This is a genomic window from Kitasatospora sp. NPDC087271, assembly GCF_044744605.1.
In the GTDB taxonomy this organism is placed as follows: Bacteria; Actinomycetota; Actinomycetes; order Streptomycetales; family Streptomycetaceae; genus Kitasatospora.
Genome location: NZ_JBIUYQ010000003.1, coordinates 141,858 through 158,233 on the forward strand (window position 1 = coordinate 141,858; position 16,376 = coordinate 158,233).

The 16,376-nt window shown below is 76.9% G+C and carries 1 protein-coding gene; it reads right to left on the bottom strand.

Features of this window, described 5'->3' with window-relative positions; translation table 11 throughout:
• Positions 1-44 precede the first annotated feature (44 nt).
• Positions 45-16,274, bottom strand: coding sequence for a type I polyketide synthase (locus tag ACIO9K_RS07345; protein ID WP_400327677.1), 16,230 nt, complete (start codon positions 16,272-16,274; stop codon positions 45-47).
• Positions 16,275-16,376: the final 102 nt, after the last annotated feature.

Genomic DNA, 16,376 nt, shown 5'->3' on the forward strand with positions numbered 1-16,376 from the left:
GGTCCGTGGGACGGCCCCGGGGCGGACGGCCCCGGGGCTGGTCCTCAGGCGAGTCCGAGCTCGCGGTCGATCAGGTCGAACATCTCGTCGTCCGTGGTGTCGTCGAGCGCGTCGTCCGGCCCGTCGGCGGCCGCGGGCGGCTCGGTCGCGCCGTCGTCGAGCCGCCACTGGAGGCTCTTGAGGCGGGCGAGGAGTCGGGTCCGGGAGCCGGCATCCAGTTCGGTGGCGCCGAGCGCGCTCTCCAGCTCGTCGAGTTCGGCGAAGACGGGCCGGGCGGGCGCCGCGGTGCCGGTGGGCGCGCCGACCAGGTCGCGCAGGCGCCCGGCGAGGGCGGTGGGCGACGGATGGTCGAAGATCGCCGTGGTGGGCAGCCGCAGGCCGAGTTCGGCGTTGAGGCGGTTGCGCAGCTCGACGGCGGTCAGGGAGGACATGCCGAGGTCGAGGAAGCCGCGCTCGGGTTCGACGGCCTCGGGCGAGCCGTGGCCGAGGACGGCGGCGAGGTGGCCGACGACGACGTCCAGCAGCAGCTTCTCCTGCTGGACCGCGGCGAGGCCGGGCAGCCGGTCCAGGACGCCCCGGTCAGCGGTCGCCGCGCTCCCGGCCCGCCCTGCGGCCGTGCGCCGGGTAGCGACACGGCGGGGCGCGAGCTCGGCGAAGAGCGGCGCGGCCCCGGCCGTGGCGAGGGCGTGTCGGTCGAGCCGGATCGGGGCCAGGTGCGGTCGGTCCACACCGCTGGCGGCGTCGAGCAGGGCGAGGCCCTGGACGGCCGTGAGCGGCAGCATGCCGGAGCGCGCGAAGCGGGCGATGTCCACGGCGTCCAGCGTGGACGTCATTCCACTCGATTCTCCCCAGTATCCCCACGCGAGGGAGACGGCCGGGCGGCCCTCGGCGCGGCGGCGGTCGGCGAGGGCGTCGAGGAAGGCGTTGGCGGCGGCGTAGTTGGCCTGGCCGGGGCCGCCGGCCGTGGCGGCGAAGGAGGAGAACAGGACGAAGGCGGAGAGGTCGAGGTGACTGGTCGCCTCGTGGAGGTTCCAGCCGGCGTCGACCTTGGGGCGCAGAACCTCGGCGAGCTGGTCGTCCGTCAGGCTTTCGAGCAGTCCGTCGTGCAGGACGCCGGCGGCGTGGACGACGCCGGCGAGTGGGTGCTCGGCGGGGACGGTGGCGAGGAGAGCGTCGAGGGCGGCGCGGTCGGCGGTGTCGCAGGCGGCGATCCGGGCGTCGGCGCCGAGGGCCGCGAGGTCGGCGAGGAGTTCGGCCGCGCCGGGGGCGTCGGGGCCGCGGCGGCCGGTGAGCAGGAGGTGGCGGACGCCGTGTTCGGTGACGAGGTGGCGGGCGACGAGGGCACCGAGGGTGCCGGTGCCGCCCGTGATCAGGACGGTCCCCGCCGGGTTCCAGGACCATGCCCTGCCGTCCACGGCTTCGTTCACCGGGCGCAGCCGGGGCGCCGTCACCTCGCCGCCGCGAACGGCCAGACGCGGCTCGTCGGGGTCGGCGAGGGCGGCGGGCAGGGCGGCGTCGGAGGCCGGGTCGTCGTCGAGGTCGACGAGGAGGAAGCGGCCGGGGTTCTCGGACTGGGCGGAGCGGATGAGTCCGTGGGCCGCCGCCTGGGCGAGGACGGTGCCGTCGCTGGACGGGGCCACGGCCTCGGCGCCGTGGGTGAGCAGGGCCAGGCGGGCGTCGGCGAGCCGGGGCTCGCCGAGCCAGGCGCGGGCGAGGCCGTGGGTGGCCCGGACGGCGCGGTGCGCGGCGGTGACGGGGTCGCCGTCGTCGGACGCGGTGAGGCGGTGGACGACGGTGGCGGGTGCGGGCTCTCCGGCGTCGAGGGCGGCGGTGAGGTCGGCGAGGTCGGCGTAGGCGCGGGCGCCGAGGGCGGCGGCGAGCGCGTCGTCCTCGCCGAGGACGGCCGTGTCCCCGAGGTCGCTTCCGGAGAGGGCGATCCCGGGTGTCGGGGCCCACTCGACCGCGTAGAGCGGATCGGCCGCCGGGGCGAGGTACTCGGCCGCGATCGGGCGGACGGTGACGGCCTCGGCGGTGAGCACGGGAGCGCCGTCGGCGTCGGCGGCGGTGAGCACGTGGCTGCCGTCGGCGGCCGGGGTGAGCCGGACGCGGAGCAGGGCGGCGCCGGTGGCGTGGACGGTGACGCCTCGCCAGTCGGCGGGCTGGGCGGGGTCGGTGCCGCCCCGGAGGGCGGCGAGCAGGGGCTGGAGCAGCCCGGGGTGGACGCGGAAGCCGGCCGTCTCGGTGCGGTGCTCCTCGGGCAGGGCGACCTCGGCGAACAGCTCGTCGCCGCGCCGCCAGCGCGCCAGGACGGTGCGGAAGCGCTCGCCGTACTCGGTGCCGTCCGGCTCGACGGCGTCCACCGCCTGGGCGCTCGCGGGGGGCCACTCGGTCAGGGACGCGCCGCCGGCGCTGTCACCGGTCAGAGTGCCGGTGGCGTGGCGGGTCCACGGGGTGTCGTCGGGAGCGCCGGTCGGGCGGGCGTGGATGGTGAGGGCCCGTCGGCCGTCGGCGTCGGCGGGTCCCGCGGTGAGCTGGAGGTCGACGGTGCCGTCGTCGGGCAGGGTCAGCGGGCTGAGCTCGGTGAGCTCGGCGACGGTCGGGGAGCCGGCCTCGTCGCCGGCCCGCACGGCCCAGTCGAGCAACGCGCTGCCCGGCACGACGGCGGTGCCGCGCACGCGGTGGTCGGCCGTCCACGGGTGCGTCGTGGTGCCGATCCGGCCGGTGATCAACACGGTGTCGGCGTCCGCGAGGCGGACGGCGCGGTCCAGCCCGCAGGGGTCGACGGGCGGGCCGGTGCGGGCGGCGTCCTGGGCGAGCCAGTAGCGGCGGCGCTGGAAAGCGTAGGTGGGCAGGTCGACGAGCCGGCCGCCGGCGAGGGCGGGCCGCCAGTCGATCCGCACTCCGCGCACGTGGGCCTCGGCGAGGGAGGTCAGCAGCCGGGCCGGGCCGCCGTCCTCGCGCCGGACGGTGCCGAGCACGACGGCCTGGGCGCCCGCGTCGTCCGCGGTGTCCTCGACGGCCGTGGCGAGCACGGGGTGCGGGCTGCATTCGAGGAAGGCGTCGTGGCCCTGGGCGAGCAGGGCGCGGACGGACTCCTCCAGGCGGACGGCCTGCCGCAGGTTCCGGTACCAGTAGCCGGCGTCGAGCGGGGTGTCGCCGAGCCAGTCGGCGGTGACGGTGGAGAAGAACGGGATCCGGGCCTCGTGCGTGGTCAGTCCGGCGAGTTCGGTGAGGAGGCTCTCCTCGATCCGCTCGACCTGGGCGGAGTGGGAGGCGTAGTCGACGGGGATGCTCTTGGCCCGGACGCCGTCGCGGGCGCAGCCGGCCAGGAGGTGGTCGAGGGCCGCGGTCTCGCCGGAGACGACGACGCCGGACGGGCCGTTGGCGGCGGCCACCGAGAGCCGGCCGCCGTAGGGCTCGATGCGGGCGAGGACGTCGGCGTGGGCCTGCGGCACCGACACCATGCCGCCGTGGCCGGAGAGGCCGCGGGCGATGGCCTGGCTGCGCAGGGCGACGACCTTCGCGCCGTCCTCCAGGGAGAGCGCGCCGGCCACGCAGGCGGCGGCGATCTCGCCCTGCGAGTGGCCGAGCACGGCGGCGGGGGTGACACCGTGGGCCTGCCAGCAGGCGGCGAGCGCGATCATGGTGGCCCACAGCGCGGGCTGGGCGACGTCGACGCGGTCGAGTGACGGCGCGTCGGGCTCACCGCGCAGGACGGCTTCGAGGGACCAGTCCGTCCAGGGGGCGAGGGCCTGTCCGCAGGCGGCGATCCGCTCGGCGAACTCCGGTGAGGTGTGCAGCAGTTCGGCGCCCATGCCGACCCACTGGGAGCCCTGGCCGGGGAAGACGAGGACGACCCGGCGGTCGCGCCCGGCGCCGTGCCGACCGGTGACGACGCCCGGGGCGGGCGTGCCGTCGGCGAGCGCGGCGAGTCCGGCACGCAGGTCCTCGGTACCCGTGCCGACGACGACGGCGCGGTGCTCCAGGAGCGCGCGGCCGGTGGCGAGGGAGTGGGCGAGGTCGAGCGGCGCGGCGGTGCTGGTGGGGAGGTGGTCGAGCAGCGCGCGGGCCTGGCCGCGCAGGGCCTCGGCGCTGCGGGCGGAGAGCAGCCAGGGCAGCGCGGGACGCTCGGGCGGGGCCGGTTCGGGCTCCTGGCCGGGGGCCTGTTCGAGGATCACGTGGGCGTTGGTGCCGCTGAGGCCGAAGGAGGAGACCCCGGCGCGGCGGGGCCGTCCGGTGGCGGGCCACGTGCGGGCCTCGCTCAGCAGCTCGACGGCGCCCTCCGTCCAGTCGACGTGCGTGGTGGGCCGGTCGATGTGGAGGCTCTGCGGGAGGGCGGCGTGCCGCAGGGCGAGGACGGTGCGCATGACGCCGGCGACGCCGGCGGCGGCCTGGGTGTGGCCGAGGTTGGACTTCACCGAGCCGACGAGGAGCGGGTGTTCGCGGTCCTGGCCGTAGGCGGCGAGCAGGGCCTGGGCCTCGATCGGGTCGCCGAGGCGGGTGCCGGTGCCGTGCGCCTCGACGGCGTCGACCTCGGCGGGCGTCAGACCGGCATCGGCCAGGGCGGCCCGGATCACGCGCCGCTGGGACGGGCCGTTGGGCGCCGTGAGGCCGTTGGAAGCGCCGTCCTGGTTGACGGCCGAGCCGCGCACCACGGCCAGCACCGGGTGCCCGTTGCGCCGCGCGTCCGAGAGCCGCTCGACCAGCAGCACTCCGACGCCCTCGGAGAAGCCGGTGCCGTCGGCGGCGTCGGCGAAGGGCTTGCAGCGGCCGTCGCCGGCCAGGCCGCGCTGACGGGCGAAGTCGACCGGGATCATCGGCGTCGACATCACGGTGACGCCGCCCGCGAGGGCAAGCGAGCACTCGCCGCCGCGCAGCGCGCGGACCGCGAGGTGCAGCGCCACCAGGGACGACGAGCAGGCGGTGTCGACGGTGACGGCCGGGCCCTCCAGGCCGAGGGTGTAGGCGACTCGGCCGGAGATCACGCTCGCGGCGTTGCCGGTGCTCACGTACGGCGCGGCCTCGTCGGGGATGCGGGCGACCCGGTCGAGGTAGTCGCTGGAGGACAGGCCCGCGAAGACGCCGGTGCGGCTGCCGCGCAGCGTGCCGGGGTCGATGCCGGCGCGTTCGAGGGCCTCCCACGAGGTCTCCAGGAGGAGCCGCTGCTGCGGGTCCATCGCGAGGGCCTCGTTGGGGCTGACGCCGAAGAACGCGGCGTCGAAGCCGGCGGCGTCGGCGAGGAAGCCGCCCTCGCGGGTGCGGGAGGAGCCGGGATGATCGGGGATGCCGTCGTAGAGGCGGTCGAGGTCCCAGCCGCGGTCGGCCGGGAAGGGGGCGATGGCATCGGTGCCGTCGGACAGCAGGGTCCACAGGTCGTCGGGTGTCGCGACTCCGCCGGGGAAGCGGCAGGCCATGCCGACGATCGCGATCGGCTCGTCGGCGGCCTGGGGGGCCGCACCGGCCGTGGCCGCCCCGCCGGTGCCGGTGAGGCCGTCGGCCAGGTGCCCGGCGAGCGCCCCGGGGGTGGGGTGGTCGAACACCAGGGTCGCGGGCAGCCGCAGGCCGGTCGCGCTGTTGAGGCGGTTGCGCAGTTCCACTGCGGTCAGCGAGTCGAGGCCGAGGTCGCGGAACGGCCGCGTGGCGTGGATCTGGTGGGCCGAGGAGTGGCCGAGGACGGCCGCGGTGCAGCCGCTCACCAGGTCGAGCAGCGCCGAGGCGCGGTCGGCCGCGGTGAGCCCGGCGAGGCGGGCGCGCAGCCCGTCGGCGGCCTGTGCGCCCTGCGCGGTGCGGCGGGCCGGGGTGCCCACGAGAGGGCGCAGCAGGGAGCGCAGCAGAGCGGGGAGTTCGGCCGCGCCGCGCGAGCGCAGGGTCGCGGTGTCGAGGCGGACGGGGACGAGCAGAGCACAGTGGTCGGCGAGGGCCGCGTCGAACAGGGCGAGGCCGTCCGGGGTGCTGAGGGTGAGCGCGCCGGACTGCTCGGCTCGGGCCCGGTCGGTGGCGCCGAGGTGGGCGGTCATGGTGCTGGCCTGCGCCCACAGTCCCCAGGCGAGGGCGGTGGTGGGCAGCCCGGCGACGCGGCGGTGCTGGGCGAGGGCGTCGAGCCAGGCATTGGCGGCGGCGTAGTTGCCCTGGCCGGGCGAGCCGAAGACGCCGGCGGCGGAGGAGAACAGGACGAGGTCGGCGAGGTCGAGGCCGCGGGTGAGCTCGTGCAGGTGCCGGGCGGCGTCGGCCTTGGGGCGCAGCACGGCGGCGAGCCGGTCGGCCGTCAGGCCTTCGACCACGCCGTCGTCGAGGATGCCGGCCGCGTGGACGACGGCGGTGAGCGGGTGCTCGGCGGGCACGGCGGCCAGCAGGGCGGCCAGGGCGTCGCGGTCTGCGGCGTCGCAGGCGGCGACGGTGACCTCGGCGCCGAGGGCGGCCAGTTCCTCGGCGAGGGCCGCCGCGCCGGGGGCGTCGGGGCCGCTGCGGCCGGCGAGCAGCAGGTGCCGCGCGCCGCGCGCCGTGACCAGGTGGCGGGCGAGCTCGGCGCCGAGGGTGCCGGTGCCGCCGGTGATCAGGACTGTGCCGTCGGAGGCCCAGGGACGCGGGACGGTGAGGACGATCTTGCCGGTGTGCCGGGCCTGGGCCATGTGCCGGAAGGCCTCGCGGGCGCGGGTGACGTCCCAGCAGGTGAGCGGGAGGGGACGCAGCGCGCCCCGCTCGAACAGCTCGACCAGGTCGGTGAGCATCTGCCCGATCCGCTCGGGCCCGGCCTCCTGGAGGACGAAGGCCTGGTAGCGGGCGCCGCCGTGGGCGGCGGCGACCTCGGCGGGTTCGCGGACGTCGGTCCGGCCCATCTCGATCAGCCGTCCGCCGGGTCCGAGGAGGCGCAGCGAGGCGTCGACGTACTCCCCCGCGAGGGAGTTGAGGACGATGTCCATGCCTTCGCCGCCGGTGGCGGTGCGGAAGCGCTCCTCGAAGTCGAGGGTGCGGGAGGAGGCGATGGCGGTGTCGGGCAGGCCGTCGGCGCGCAGCAGGTGCTGCTTGGCCTCGCTCGCGGTGCCGTAGACCTCGGCGCCCCAGAGGCGGCCGAGCTGGGTGGCGGCCATGCCGACGCCGCCGGTCGCGGCGTGGACGAGGAGGCGTTCGCCGGCCCGGAGGTCCGCGAGGTCGCGCAGGGCGTAGTAGGCGGTGAGGAAGACGACGGGGACGGAGGCGGCCTGGGCGAAGGTCCAGCCCCGCGGGACGCGGGCGAGCAGGCGGTGATCGGTGACGGCGAGCGGGCCGAACCCGCCCGGAGCCATGCCCATGACGCGGTCTCCGATGGCGAGTCCGGTGACGCCGGGGCCGAGTTCGCGCACGACGCCGGCCGCCTCGGAGCCGAGGAAGCGGGCACCGCCCGGGTACATGTCGAGGGCGTTGAGGACGTCGCGGAAGTTGAGGCCGGCGGCGCGGACCTCGATGCGGACCTCGCCCTCGGCGAGCGGCGCGGCCGCGTCGGGGCTCGGCAGGAGTTCGAGGTTGTCGACCGTGCCCTTGGTGCGGATGTCGAGGCGCCACGGGCCTTCGGGCGCGGGCAGCGGCTCGGCGGTGTTGGCGCGGGCCAGGCGGGGGGCGTGGGCGGTGCCGTGGCGCAGGGCGAGCCGGGGTTCCCCGGTGGCGAGCGCGGCGGGCAGGGCGCGCCAGGAGGCGGGGTCGCCGTCCAGGTCGGCGAGGACGATGCGGCCGGGGTGCTCGCTCTGGGCGGAGCGGACCAGGCCGTGGACGGCGGCGGCGGGCAGGTCGTGGACGTCCTCGGCGGGGTCGACGGCGACGGCGCGCCGGGTGGTCACGAGCAGGGTGGCGTCGGGCCGGTCGTCGGCGAGCCACGTCTGGAGGACGGCGAGGGCGCGGTCGAGGGCGTCGAGCGGCTCGTCGCCGCTGAGTTCGACGAGCGTGACGTCCCCGTCGGCGCCGAGGGCGACGCCCGCCTCGGCGAGGGCCGCCGCGTGGGCGGGCGGTTCGCCGAGGACGGTCCAGCGCTCGGGGGCCGGCCCCGGCTCGGGAAGGGTCAGGGCTGGCCAGTCCAGGTGGAAGAGCGCCTCGCGCGCCACCCGGGCGGCCGGGTCGAGGGCGCCCTCGGCGAGCGGGCGCACGGCCAGGGCCTCGATGGCGGCGACCGGGCGGCCGGCCGGGTCGGCCATCTCGACGGACACCGCGTCGGGCCCGGCCGGGGTGAGCGTCACCCGCAGCGCGGTGGCCCCTGCGGCGTGGAGCGTGACGCCGGTCCAGGCGAACGGCAGCCCGGGGCGGCCCGCCAGCGGGCCGAGCCCGGCCGGGTGCAGGGCGGCGTCGAGGAGGGCGGGGTGCAGGCCGTAACGGGCGGCGTCGGCACGGGCCGGCGCGGGCAGCTCGACCTCTGCGTGGACGGCGGCACCGAGGCGCCAGGCCGCGCGCAAGCCCTGGAACACCGGTCCGTAACCGTAGCCGTGCTCGCGCAGGCCCGGGTAGAAGCCGCCGACGTCGATCGGCTCGGCGCCGGCGGGCGGCCAGGCGGCGGACGCCGGCGCGGGCTCGACCCCGGCGGGAGCGACGCTGCCATCGGCGTGCCGGGTCCAGCCCTCGGGCGCGTCCGCGTCGGCCGGGCGGGTGTGCAGCGCGACCGGGCGGCGGCCCGTGTCGTCCGGGGCGCCGACCTCGATCTGCACCTGGAGCGCACCGCGCTCGGGCAGCAGGACGGGCGCATGCAGGGTCAGTTCCTCGATGCGCCCGCAGCCGAGCTCGTCGCCGGCCCGGACGACCGCCTCGACCAGCGCGGCGCCGGGCACCACGACGGTGCCCGCGACCGCGTGGTCGGCGAGCCACGGGTGGGTGTGCAGCGACCAGCGGGCGGTGGCCACCAGGCCTCCGCCCTGGGCGAGTTCGACGGCGGCGCCGAGCAGCGGGTGCTCCGGCGCGGCCAAGCCGGCCGTGGTGACGTCGCCGCCCGTCCCGCCCGGACGCGGCCAGTAGCGCTGCCGCTGGAACGGGTACGTCGGCAGCTCGGTGGCGCGCGCGCCGGTGCCGGCGAACAGGAGGTCCCAGTCCACCCGGGCGCCGTGGTTGCACGCGTCGGCGAGGGCGAGCAGGAAGCGGCCGGGGCCGCCCTCGTCGCGGCGCAGCGTGCCGAGGGCGGCGGCGGGCAGGCCGCTGTCCTCGATCGTCTCCTGGACGCCGGTGGTCACCACGGGGTGCGGGCTGACCTCGACGAACACCCGGTGGCCCGCGGCCAGCAGGGTGCGGGTGGCCTGCTCGAACTCCACGGTGTGGCGCAGGTTGCGGTACCAGTAGGCGGCGTCCAGCCCGGCGGTGTCGATCACGGCGCCGGTGACGGTCGAGCAGAACGGGACGTCGGCGCTGCGCGGGGCGATCGGCGCGAGGAGGTCGAGCAGCTCGTGCTCGATGCGCTCGACGTGCGCGGAGTGCGAGGCGTAGTCGACCGGGATGCGTCGGGCCCGCACGCCGGCCCGCTCGCAGTCGGCGATCAGCTCCTCCAGGGCCTCGGGGTCACCCGAGACCACCACCGAGCCGGGGCCGTTGACGGCGGCGACGGAGATGCGCTCGCCCCAGCGCATGAGGCGCTCACGGACGGCGGCGACCGGCTCGGCCACCGAGACCATGCCGCCGAGGCCCGCGAGCCGCCGGATCGCTCGGCTGCGCAGGGCGACGACGCGGGCGGCGTCGTCCAGGGAGAGCGCGCCGGCCACGCAGGCGGCGGCGATCTCGCCCTGCGAGTGGCCGAGCACGGCGGCCGGTTCGACGCCGTGCGCGCGCCACAGTTCGGCCAGCGACACCATGACGGCGAACAGCACGGGCTGCACGACGTCGACCCGGTCGAAGCCGGGCGCACCGGGTTCGCCGCGCAGGACGCCGGTTGCCGACCAGTCGGTGAAAGGCTCCAGGGCCGCCGCACACTCGGCGAAGCGCTGCGCGAACACCGTTTCGGTGTCGAGGAGTTCGACCGCCATGCCGGCCCACTGGGAGCCCTGGCCGGGGAAGACGAACACCGGTGCGCCCTCTCCTGCGGCCTGTCCTGCCAGGACGGCAGGGGTGGCGCGGCCTTCGGCGAGTGCGTCCAGACCGTCCAGCAGCCCGGCCCGGTCGGGCGCGACGACGGCGGCCCGGTGCTCCAGGACGGCGCGGGTCGTGACGAGGGAGCGGGCGACGTCGTCGAGGGCGGGCTCGGCGGCACGGACGTGGGCTGCGAGGCGGCGGGCCTGCTCGCGCACGGCCTCGGGTGTCCGGGCGGACAGCAGCCAGGGCAGCGGGCGGCCGGCGGCCGGGCGCTCGGGCAGCGGCTCGGGCGCGGGGGCCGCTTCGAGGATCACGTGGGCGTTGGTGCCGCTGACGCCGAACGAGGAGACGCCGGCGCGGCGGGGCCGTCCGGTCCCGGGCCACGTGCGGGCCTCGCTCAGCAGCTCGACGGCGCCCTCCGTCCAGTCGACCTGCGCGGTCGGGGCGTCGATGTGCAGGGACTTCGGGAGCTCGCCGTGCTGCATCGCGAGCACGGTCTTCATCACGCCGGCCACCCCGGCCGCGGCCTGGGTGTGGCCGAGGTTGGACTTCACCGAGCCGAGGAACAGCGGGTGTTCGCGGTCCTGGCCGTAGGCGGCGAGGAGGGCCTGGGCCTCGATCGGGTCGCCGAGGCGGGTGCCGGTGCCGTGCGCCTCGACGGCGTCGACCTCGGCGGGCGTCAGACCGGCGTCGGCCAGGGCGGCCCGGATCACGCGCCGCTGGGACGGGCCGTTGGGCGCCGTGAGGCCGTTGGAAGCGCCGTCCTGGTTGACGGCGGAGCCGCGCACCACGGCCAGCACCGGGTGCCCGTTGCGCCGCGCGTCCGAGAGCCGCTCGACCAGCAGCACTCCGACGCCCTCGGCCCAGCCCGTCCCGTTCGCCGCGGCGGCGAACGGCTTGCAGCGGCCGTCGGGGGCCAGGCCTCGCTGGCGCGAGAACTCGACGAACACCTGCGGCGTGGACATCACCGTCACGCCGCCCGCGAGCGCCAGCGAGCACTCGCCCCGGCGCAGAGCCTGGGCGGCCAGGTGCAGGGCGACCAGCGAGGACGAGCACGCGGTGTCGACCGTGACGGCCGGGCCCTCCAGGCCGAGGACGTAGGCGACGCGGCCGGAGATCACGCTCGCGGCGTTGCCCGTCATCACGTGCCCGGCGACCCCCTCCCGGGCCGCGTCCAGCAGCACCTGGTAGTCCTGGAAGTTGGAGCCGACGAACACGCCGGTCCGCGAGCCGTGCAGCGCCCCGGGGCCGATGCCGGATCGCTCGACGGCCTCCCAGACCGTCTCCAGCAGGAGCCGCTGCTGCGGGTCCATCGCGAGGGCCTCGCGCGGGGAGATCCCGAAGAAGGCGGCGTCGAAGTCGGCCGGGGCGGTGAGGAACGCGCCCTCGGCGACGTAGCTGGTGCCCTCGTGGTCAGGGTCCGGGTGGTGCAGGCGGTCGGTGTCCCAGCCCCGGTCGGCCGGGAACGGGCCCACCGCGTCGCGGCCCTCGGCGAGCAGTCGCCAGAGCTCCTCCGGCGACTCGATGCCGCCGGGGAAGCGGCAGGCCATCGCGACGATCGCGATCGGCTCGTCGGCGACGACGGCAGGGGCCGCGGACGTCTCCCCCGCGGCCGTACCGGCCAGCTCGGCGCGCAGGTGCGCGGCGACGGCGGTCGGGGTCGGCTGGTCGAACAGCAAAGTGGCGGGCAGGCGCAGACCGGTCGCGGCGGTGAGGCGGTTGCGCAGCTCGACGGCGGTCAGCGAGTCGAACCCGAGGTCCCGGAACGCCCGGGCGGCGTCGACGGTCGCGGTGGAGGCGTGCCCGAGGACGGCGGCGGCCTCGGTGCGGACGAGTTCCAGCAGCACACGCTCCTGCTCGTCGGCGCTGCGGCCGCGCAGCTGATCGGTCGGCGGGGAGTCGGTGGACGTCGTGGCGACGCCCGGGTGGACCGCGCGACGCACCTCGGGCAGGTCCGCGATCAGCGCGCTCGGACGGGCGGCGGTGAGCACGGGGGCGAGCGTGCTCCAGTCCACGTCGGCCACGGTGAGGCCGGACGCATCCGCGAGCAGGGCCCGACGCAGCGCGGCGACCGCCCGCTCCGGGTCCATCGGGGCGAGCCCGCTGCGCCGCATCCGCCCGGTGAGGCCCGGGTGGTCCCCCGCCATGCCGCCCCCGGCCCACGGGCCCCAGGCGACGGCGGTGGCCGGCAGCCCGGCGGCGCGGCGGTGCTCGGCGAGGGAGTCGAGGTAGGCGTTGGCGGCGGCGTAGTTGGCCTGGCCCGGGTTGCCGAGGACGCCCGTGATCGAGGAGAACAGGACGAACAGGGTGAGGTCGTGCCCGGCCGTCAGCTCGTGGAGGTTGCGGGCGGGGACGGCCTTGGCGCGGAGCACGGCGCCGAAGCGGTCGGCCGTGAGGCTCTCCAGCACGCCGTCGTCGAGGACGCCGGCGGCGTGGACGACGCCGGCGAGCGGGTACTCGGCGGGGACGGCGGCGAGGAGGGCGGCGAGCGCGTCGCGGTCGGCGACGTCGCAGGCGGCGAGGGTGACGCGGGCACCGAGGGCGGTCAGCTCGTCGCTCAGCTGCTGCGCGCCGGGGGCCTGGGGGCCACGGCGGCCGACGAGGAGCAGGTGCTCGGCACCGGCCTGGGCCAGCCAGCGGGCGACGTGGGCACCGAGGGCGCCGGTGCCGCCGGTGACGAGGATGGTGCCTCGGGGCGCGGTCCAGCCGTCGGGGGCGTCCGACGCGGGCGCCGTGCCCGGAGCGCCCGGCAGCGCCGCCGCGCGCCCGGGCACCGGCGGGAGATGGCGGTGGGTCAGCCGGCGGGCATATGCGCCGGAACCGCGCAGGGCGAGCTGGTCCTCGGCGGTCTGGGCGAGGAGGCCGGCCAGGCGGACGGCGGTGCGGGCGTCGGGGGCGTCGGGCAGGTCGATCAGGCCGCCCCAGCACTGCGGGTGCTCCAGCGCGGCCACCCGGCCGAGGCCCCACAGCTGCGCCTGCTCGGGCTCGCTCACCCGGTCCGCGCCCTCGGCCGCGACGGCGCCCCGGGTGAGGCACCAGAGCCTCGCCGGACCGCCCGCGGCCTCCAGGGTTCGCAGCAACTCGACGGTCGCGGGCAGGTAGCGGGGGACGAGGCGGTGGTCGGGGTGCGGGCGGTCGTCGGCGGCGAGGAAGGAGAGGACGCCGGCGAGCAGTTCGCCGGAGCCGTCCGCAAGCAGCGAGGTCAGGGCCCCGGTCCCCGCCACCAGCTCGATCCGCAGGCCGCGCTCGGCGAGGGCGTCGAGGGCGGCCCCGGGCCATTCCTCCTCCGTGCCCTCCGGGACGACGGCGAGCCAGCGGCCCGGCGGCACCGCGTCGGTGAGGCCGCGTACGGGTACCCAGCTCGTCCCGTACGTCCACCCGTCCAGCGCGCCGAGCAGGCGCCGCTGCCCGCGCCAGGAGGCCAGGACGGGCAGCAGGTGGTCAAGCGAGGCCTCGGCGGCCTCCTCCGCGATCCCGAGGACGGCCGACGCCTCCCGGAGGTCGCCGGCCTCGACGGCCGTCCAGAACGCGTCCTCGACCGGGTCGGCGGAGGGCGCGCCCGCGTCACGGTGCTGGAACTCGGGCAGCCAGTAGCGCTGCCGCTGGAACGCGTACGTGGGCAGGTCGACGCGACGGCCGCCGGACCCGGCGAGCACCGCCGCCCAGTCCGGGCCCGCGCCGCGCACGTGCAGGCGGGCGAGGGCCTCCAGGAGGGCCGGCTCCTCGGAACGGTCCTTGCGGAGCACGGCGGCGAGGACCGCGTCGGCCGGCAGTGACTCGGCCGCCATCGCGGTGAGGACGCCGTCCGGGCCGAGTTCGAGGAAACGGGTGACTCCGGCCTCGTGCAGCGTGCGGACGCCGTCCCCGAAGCGGACGGCCTCGCGGACGTGGCGCACCCAGTAGTCGGGCGAGGCCAGGCCCTCCGCCAGTGCGCCGGTCAGGTTGGAGACCACCGGGATCGACGGCGCGCTGTAGCCCAGCCCGTTGAGAACCGTACGGAAGTCCTCCAGCATCGGGTCCATCAGCGGCGAGTGGAACGCGTGCGAGACCCGCAACCGGTTCGTCCTGCGGTCGGCGAAGTGCGCCTCGATCTCCGCGACGGCTTCTTCCGCCCCCGAGACCACGACCGACGTCGGGCCGTTCACCGCCGCGATCGACACGAACTCACCCAGCAGCGGCAGGACTTCGTCCTCCGACGCCTGCACCGCCAGCATCGCGCCACCCGACGGCAGCGCCTGCATCAACCGACCGCGAGCAGCCACCAGGGCACAGGCGTCGGTCAGGCTGAACACCCCGGCCACGTGCGCGGCCGCGACCTCCCCGATCGAGTGCCCGGCCACGAACTCCGGCCGCACACCCAGCGATTCGAGCAGCCGGTACAGGGCCACCTCGACGGCGAACAACCCGGCCTGGGCATACGCAGTCTGGTTCAGCAGTTCCTCGTCCGCACCCCAGGCGACATCCCGAACCGGAAGATCCAGAACCCCGCACACCTCGTCGAAAGCCCGAGCGAACACCGGGAACCGGGTATACAACTCCCGCCCCATCCCCAGCCGCTGCGACCCCTGCCCCGAGAACAGGAACGCCGTCGCCCCCTTCTCCGCCACGCCCGTCACGCGGCCCGCTCCCCCGCCCCCGGCTGCCAGGGCGTCCAGGGCGCGCAGGCGCTCCTCCGGGTCGGCCGAGACGACGACGGCCCGGTGGGCCATGGCCGTCCGGCCGGTCGCCAGGGAATACGCGACGTCGGCCGGGTCGAGCGGTCCGCGCGTCCGGAGGTGGGTGGCCAGACGTCCGGCCTGGGCCCGCAGGGCCGTCACGTCGTGCGCCGACAACACCCACGGCAGCACCGTCTCGGGCGCGGCCTCGGACGCGGCCTCGGGCGCGACGCCACCAGCGGGCTCCGCCGGCGCCGCCTCCAGCACGACGTGCGCGTTGGTGCCGCTCACACCGAAGGAGGAGACCGCCGCACGCCGGGGCCACGCGTCGGCAGGCCACTCCCGGGCCTCGGCCAGGAGTTCGACGGTGGCGGCGGTCCAGTCGACGTGTGGGGTCGGGGCGTCGAGGTGCAGGGTGCGCGGCAGCAGGCCGTGCCGCATCGCGAGCACCGTCTTGATCACCCCGGCCACGCCGGAGGCGGCCTGGGTGTGGCCGGTGTTGGACTTCAACGCACCGATGAACAGCGGCCGTTCGCGGTTCTTCCCGTACGTCGCGAGCAGGGCCTGCGCCTCGATCGGGTCGCCGAGCCGCGTGCCCGTGCCGTGCGCCTCGACGACGTCCACCTCGGCGGGCGTCAGACCGGCGTCGGCCAGCGCGGCCCGGATCACGCGCTGCTGCGACGGGCCGTTGGGCGCCGTCAGCCCGTTCGAGGCGCCGTCCTGGTTGACGGCCGAGCCGCGCACTACGGCCAGCACCGGATGGCCGAGGCGCTGCGCGTCGGAGAGCCGCTCGACCAGGAGGACGGCCGCGCCCTCGCTCCACGCGGTGCCGTCGGCCGCCGCCGCGAAGGGCTTGCACCGGCCGTCGGCGGCGAGGCCGCCCTGCCGGGAGAACTCGGTGAACATCTGCGGGCTCGACATCACCGTCACGCCGCCCGCGAGCGCGAGCGCGCACTCGCCGCGGCGCAGCGACTGGACGGCGAGGTGCAGGGCGACCAGGGAGGAGGAGCACGCGGTGTCGACCGTGATGGCCGGGCCTTCGAGGCCGAGGACGTAGGAGATGCGGCCGGAGGCTACGCTGACGGTGTTACCGGTCAGCAGGTGTCCGGCGGCGGTCTCGACGACCTGGCCCGCGGTGGTGGAGGCGCTGTCGTAGCCGCCGTGTCCGGCGCCGACGAACACGCCGGTCGGCGTGCCGCTCAGCGTCCCGGGGTCGATACCGGCCCGTTCGACGGCCTCCCACGCGGTCTCCAGGAGGATCCGCTGCTGGGGGTCCATGGCGAGGGCCTCGCGCGGGGAGATGCCGAAGAACCCGGCGTCGAACTCGCCCGCGTCGTGCAGGAATCCGCTCTCGCGGGAGGTGACGGCGCCCTCGGGCAGGTCCCAGCCGCGGTCGGCGGGGAAGGAGGAGACGGCGTCGACGCCGTCGCACACCAGGTCCCAGAGCTCCTCAGGGGAGGCGACCCCGCCCGGCAGCCGGCAGGCCATGCCGACCACGGCGATCGGCTCCCGGTGCTGCTCGGTCGCCTCGCGGAGCTGTTCGCGGGCCTCGTGGAGGTCCGCGATGGCCCGCTTCAGGTAGTCGCGGAGCTTGTCTTCGTTCGACATCGGGGCGTCAACCTCTCCGGGGGTCGCCAGGAACGCGGTGCGGGCGGCCCTGTCGTGCGGGCCCGTCCCGGCAGGCCCGTTCCGGGGGCCGGCCGCAGGCTC

Coding starts and splice junctions, on each gene's coding strand:
- ACIO9K_RS07345 (WP_400327677.1), bottom strand. CDS start 16,274: ATGTCGAACGAAGACAAGCTCCGCGACTACCTGAAGCGGGCCATCGCG.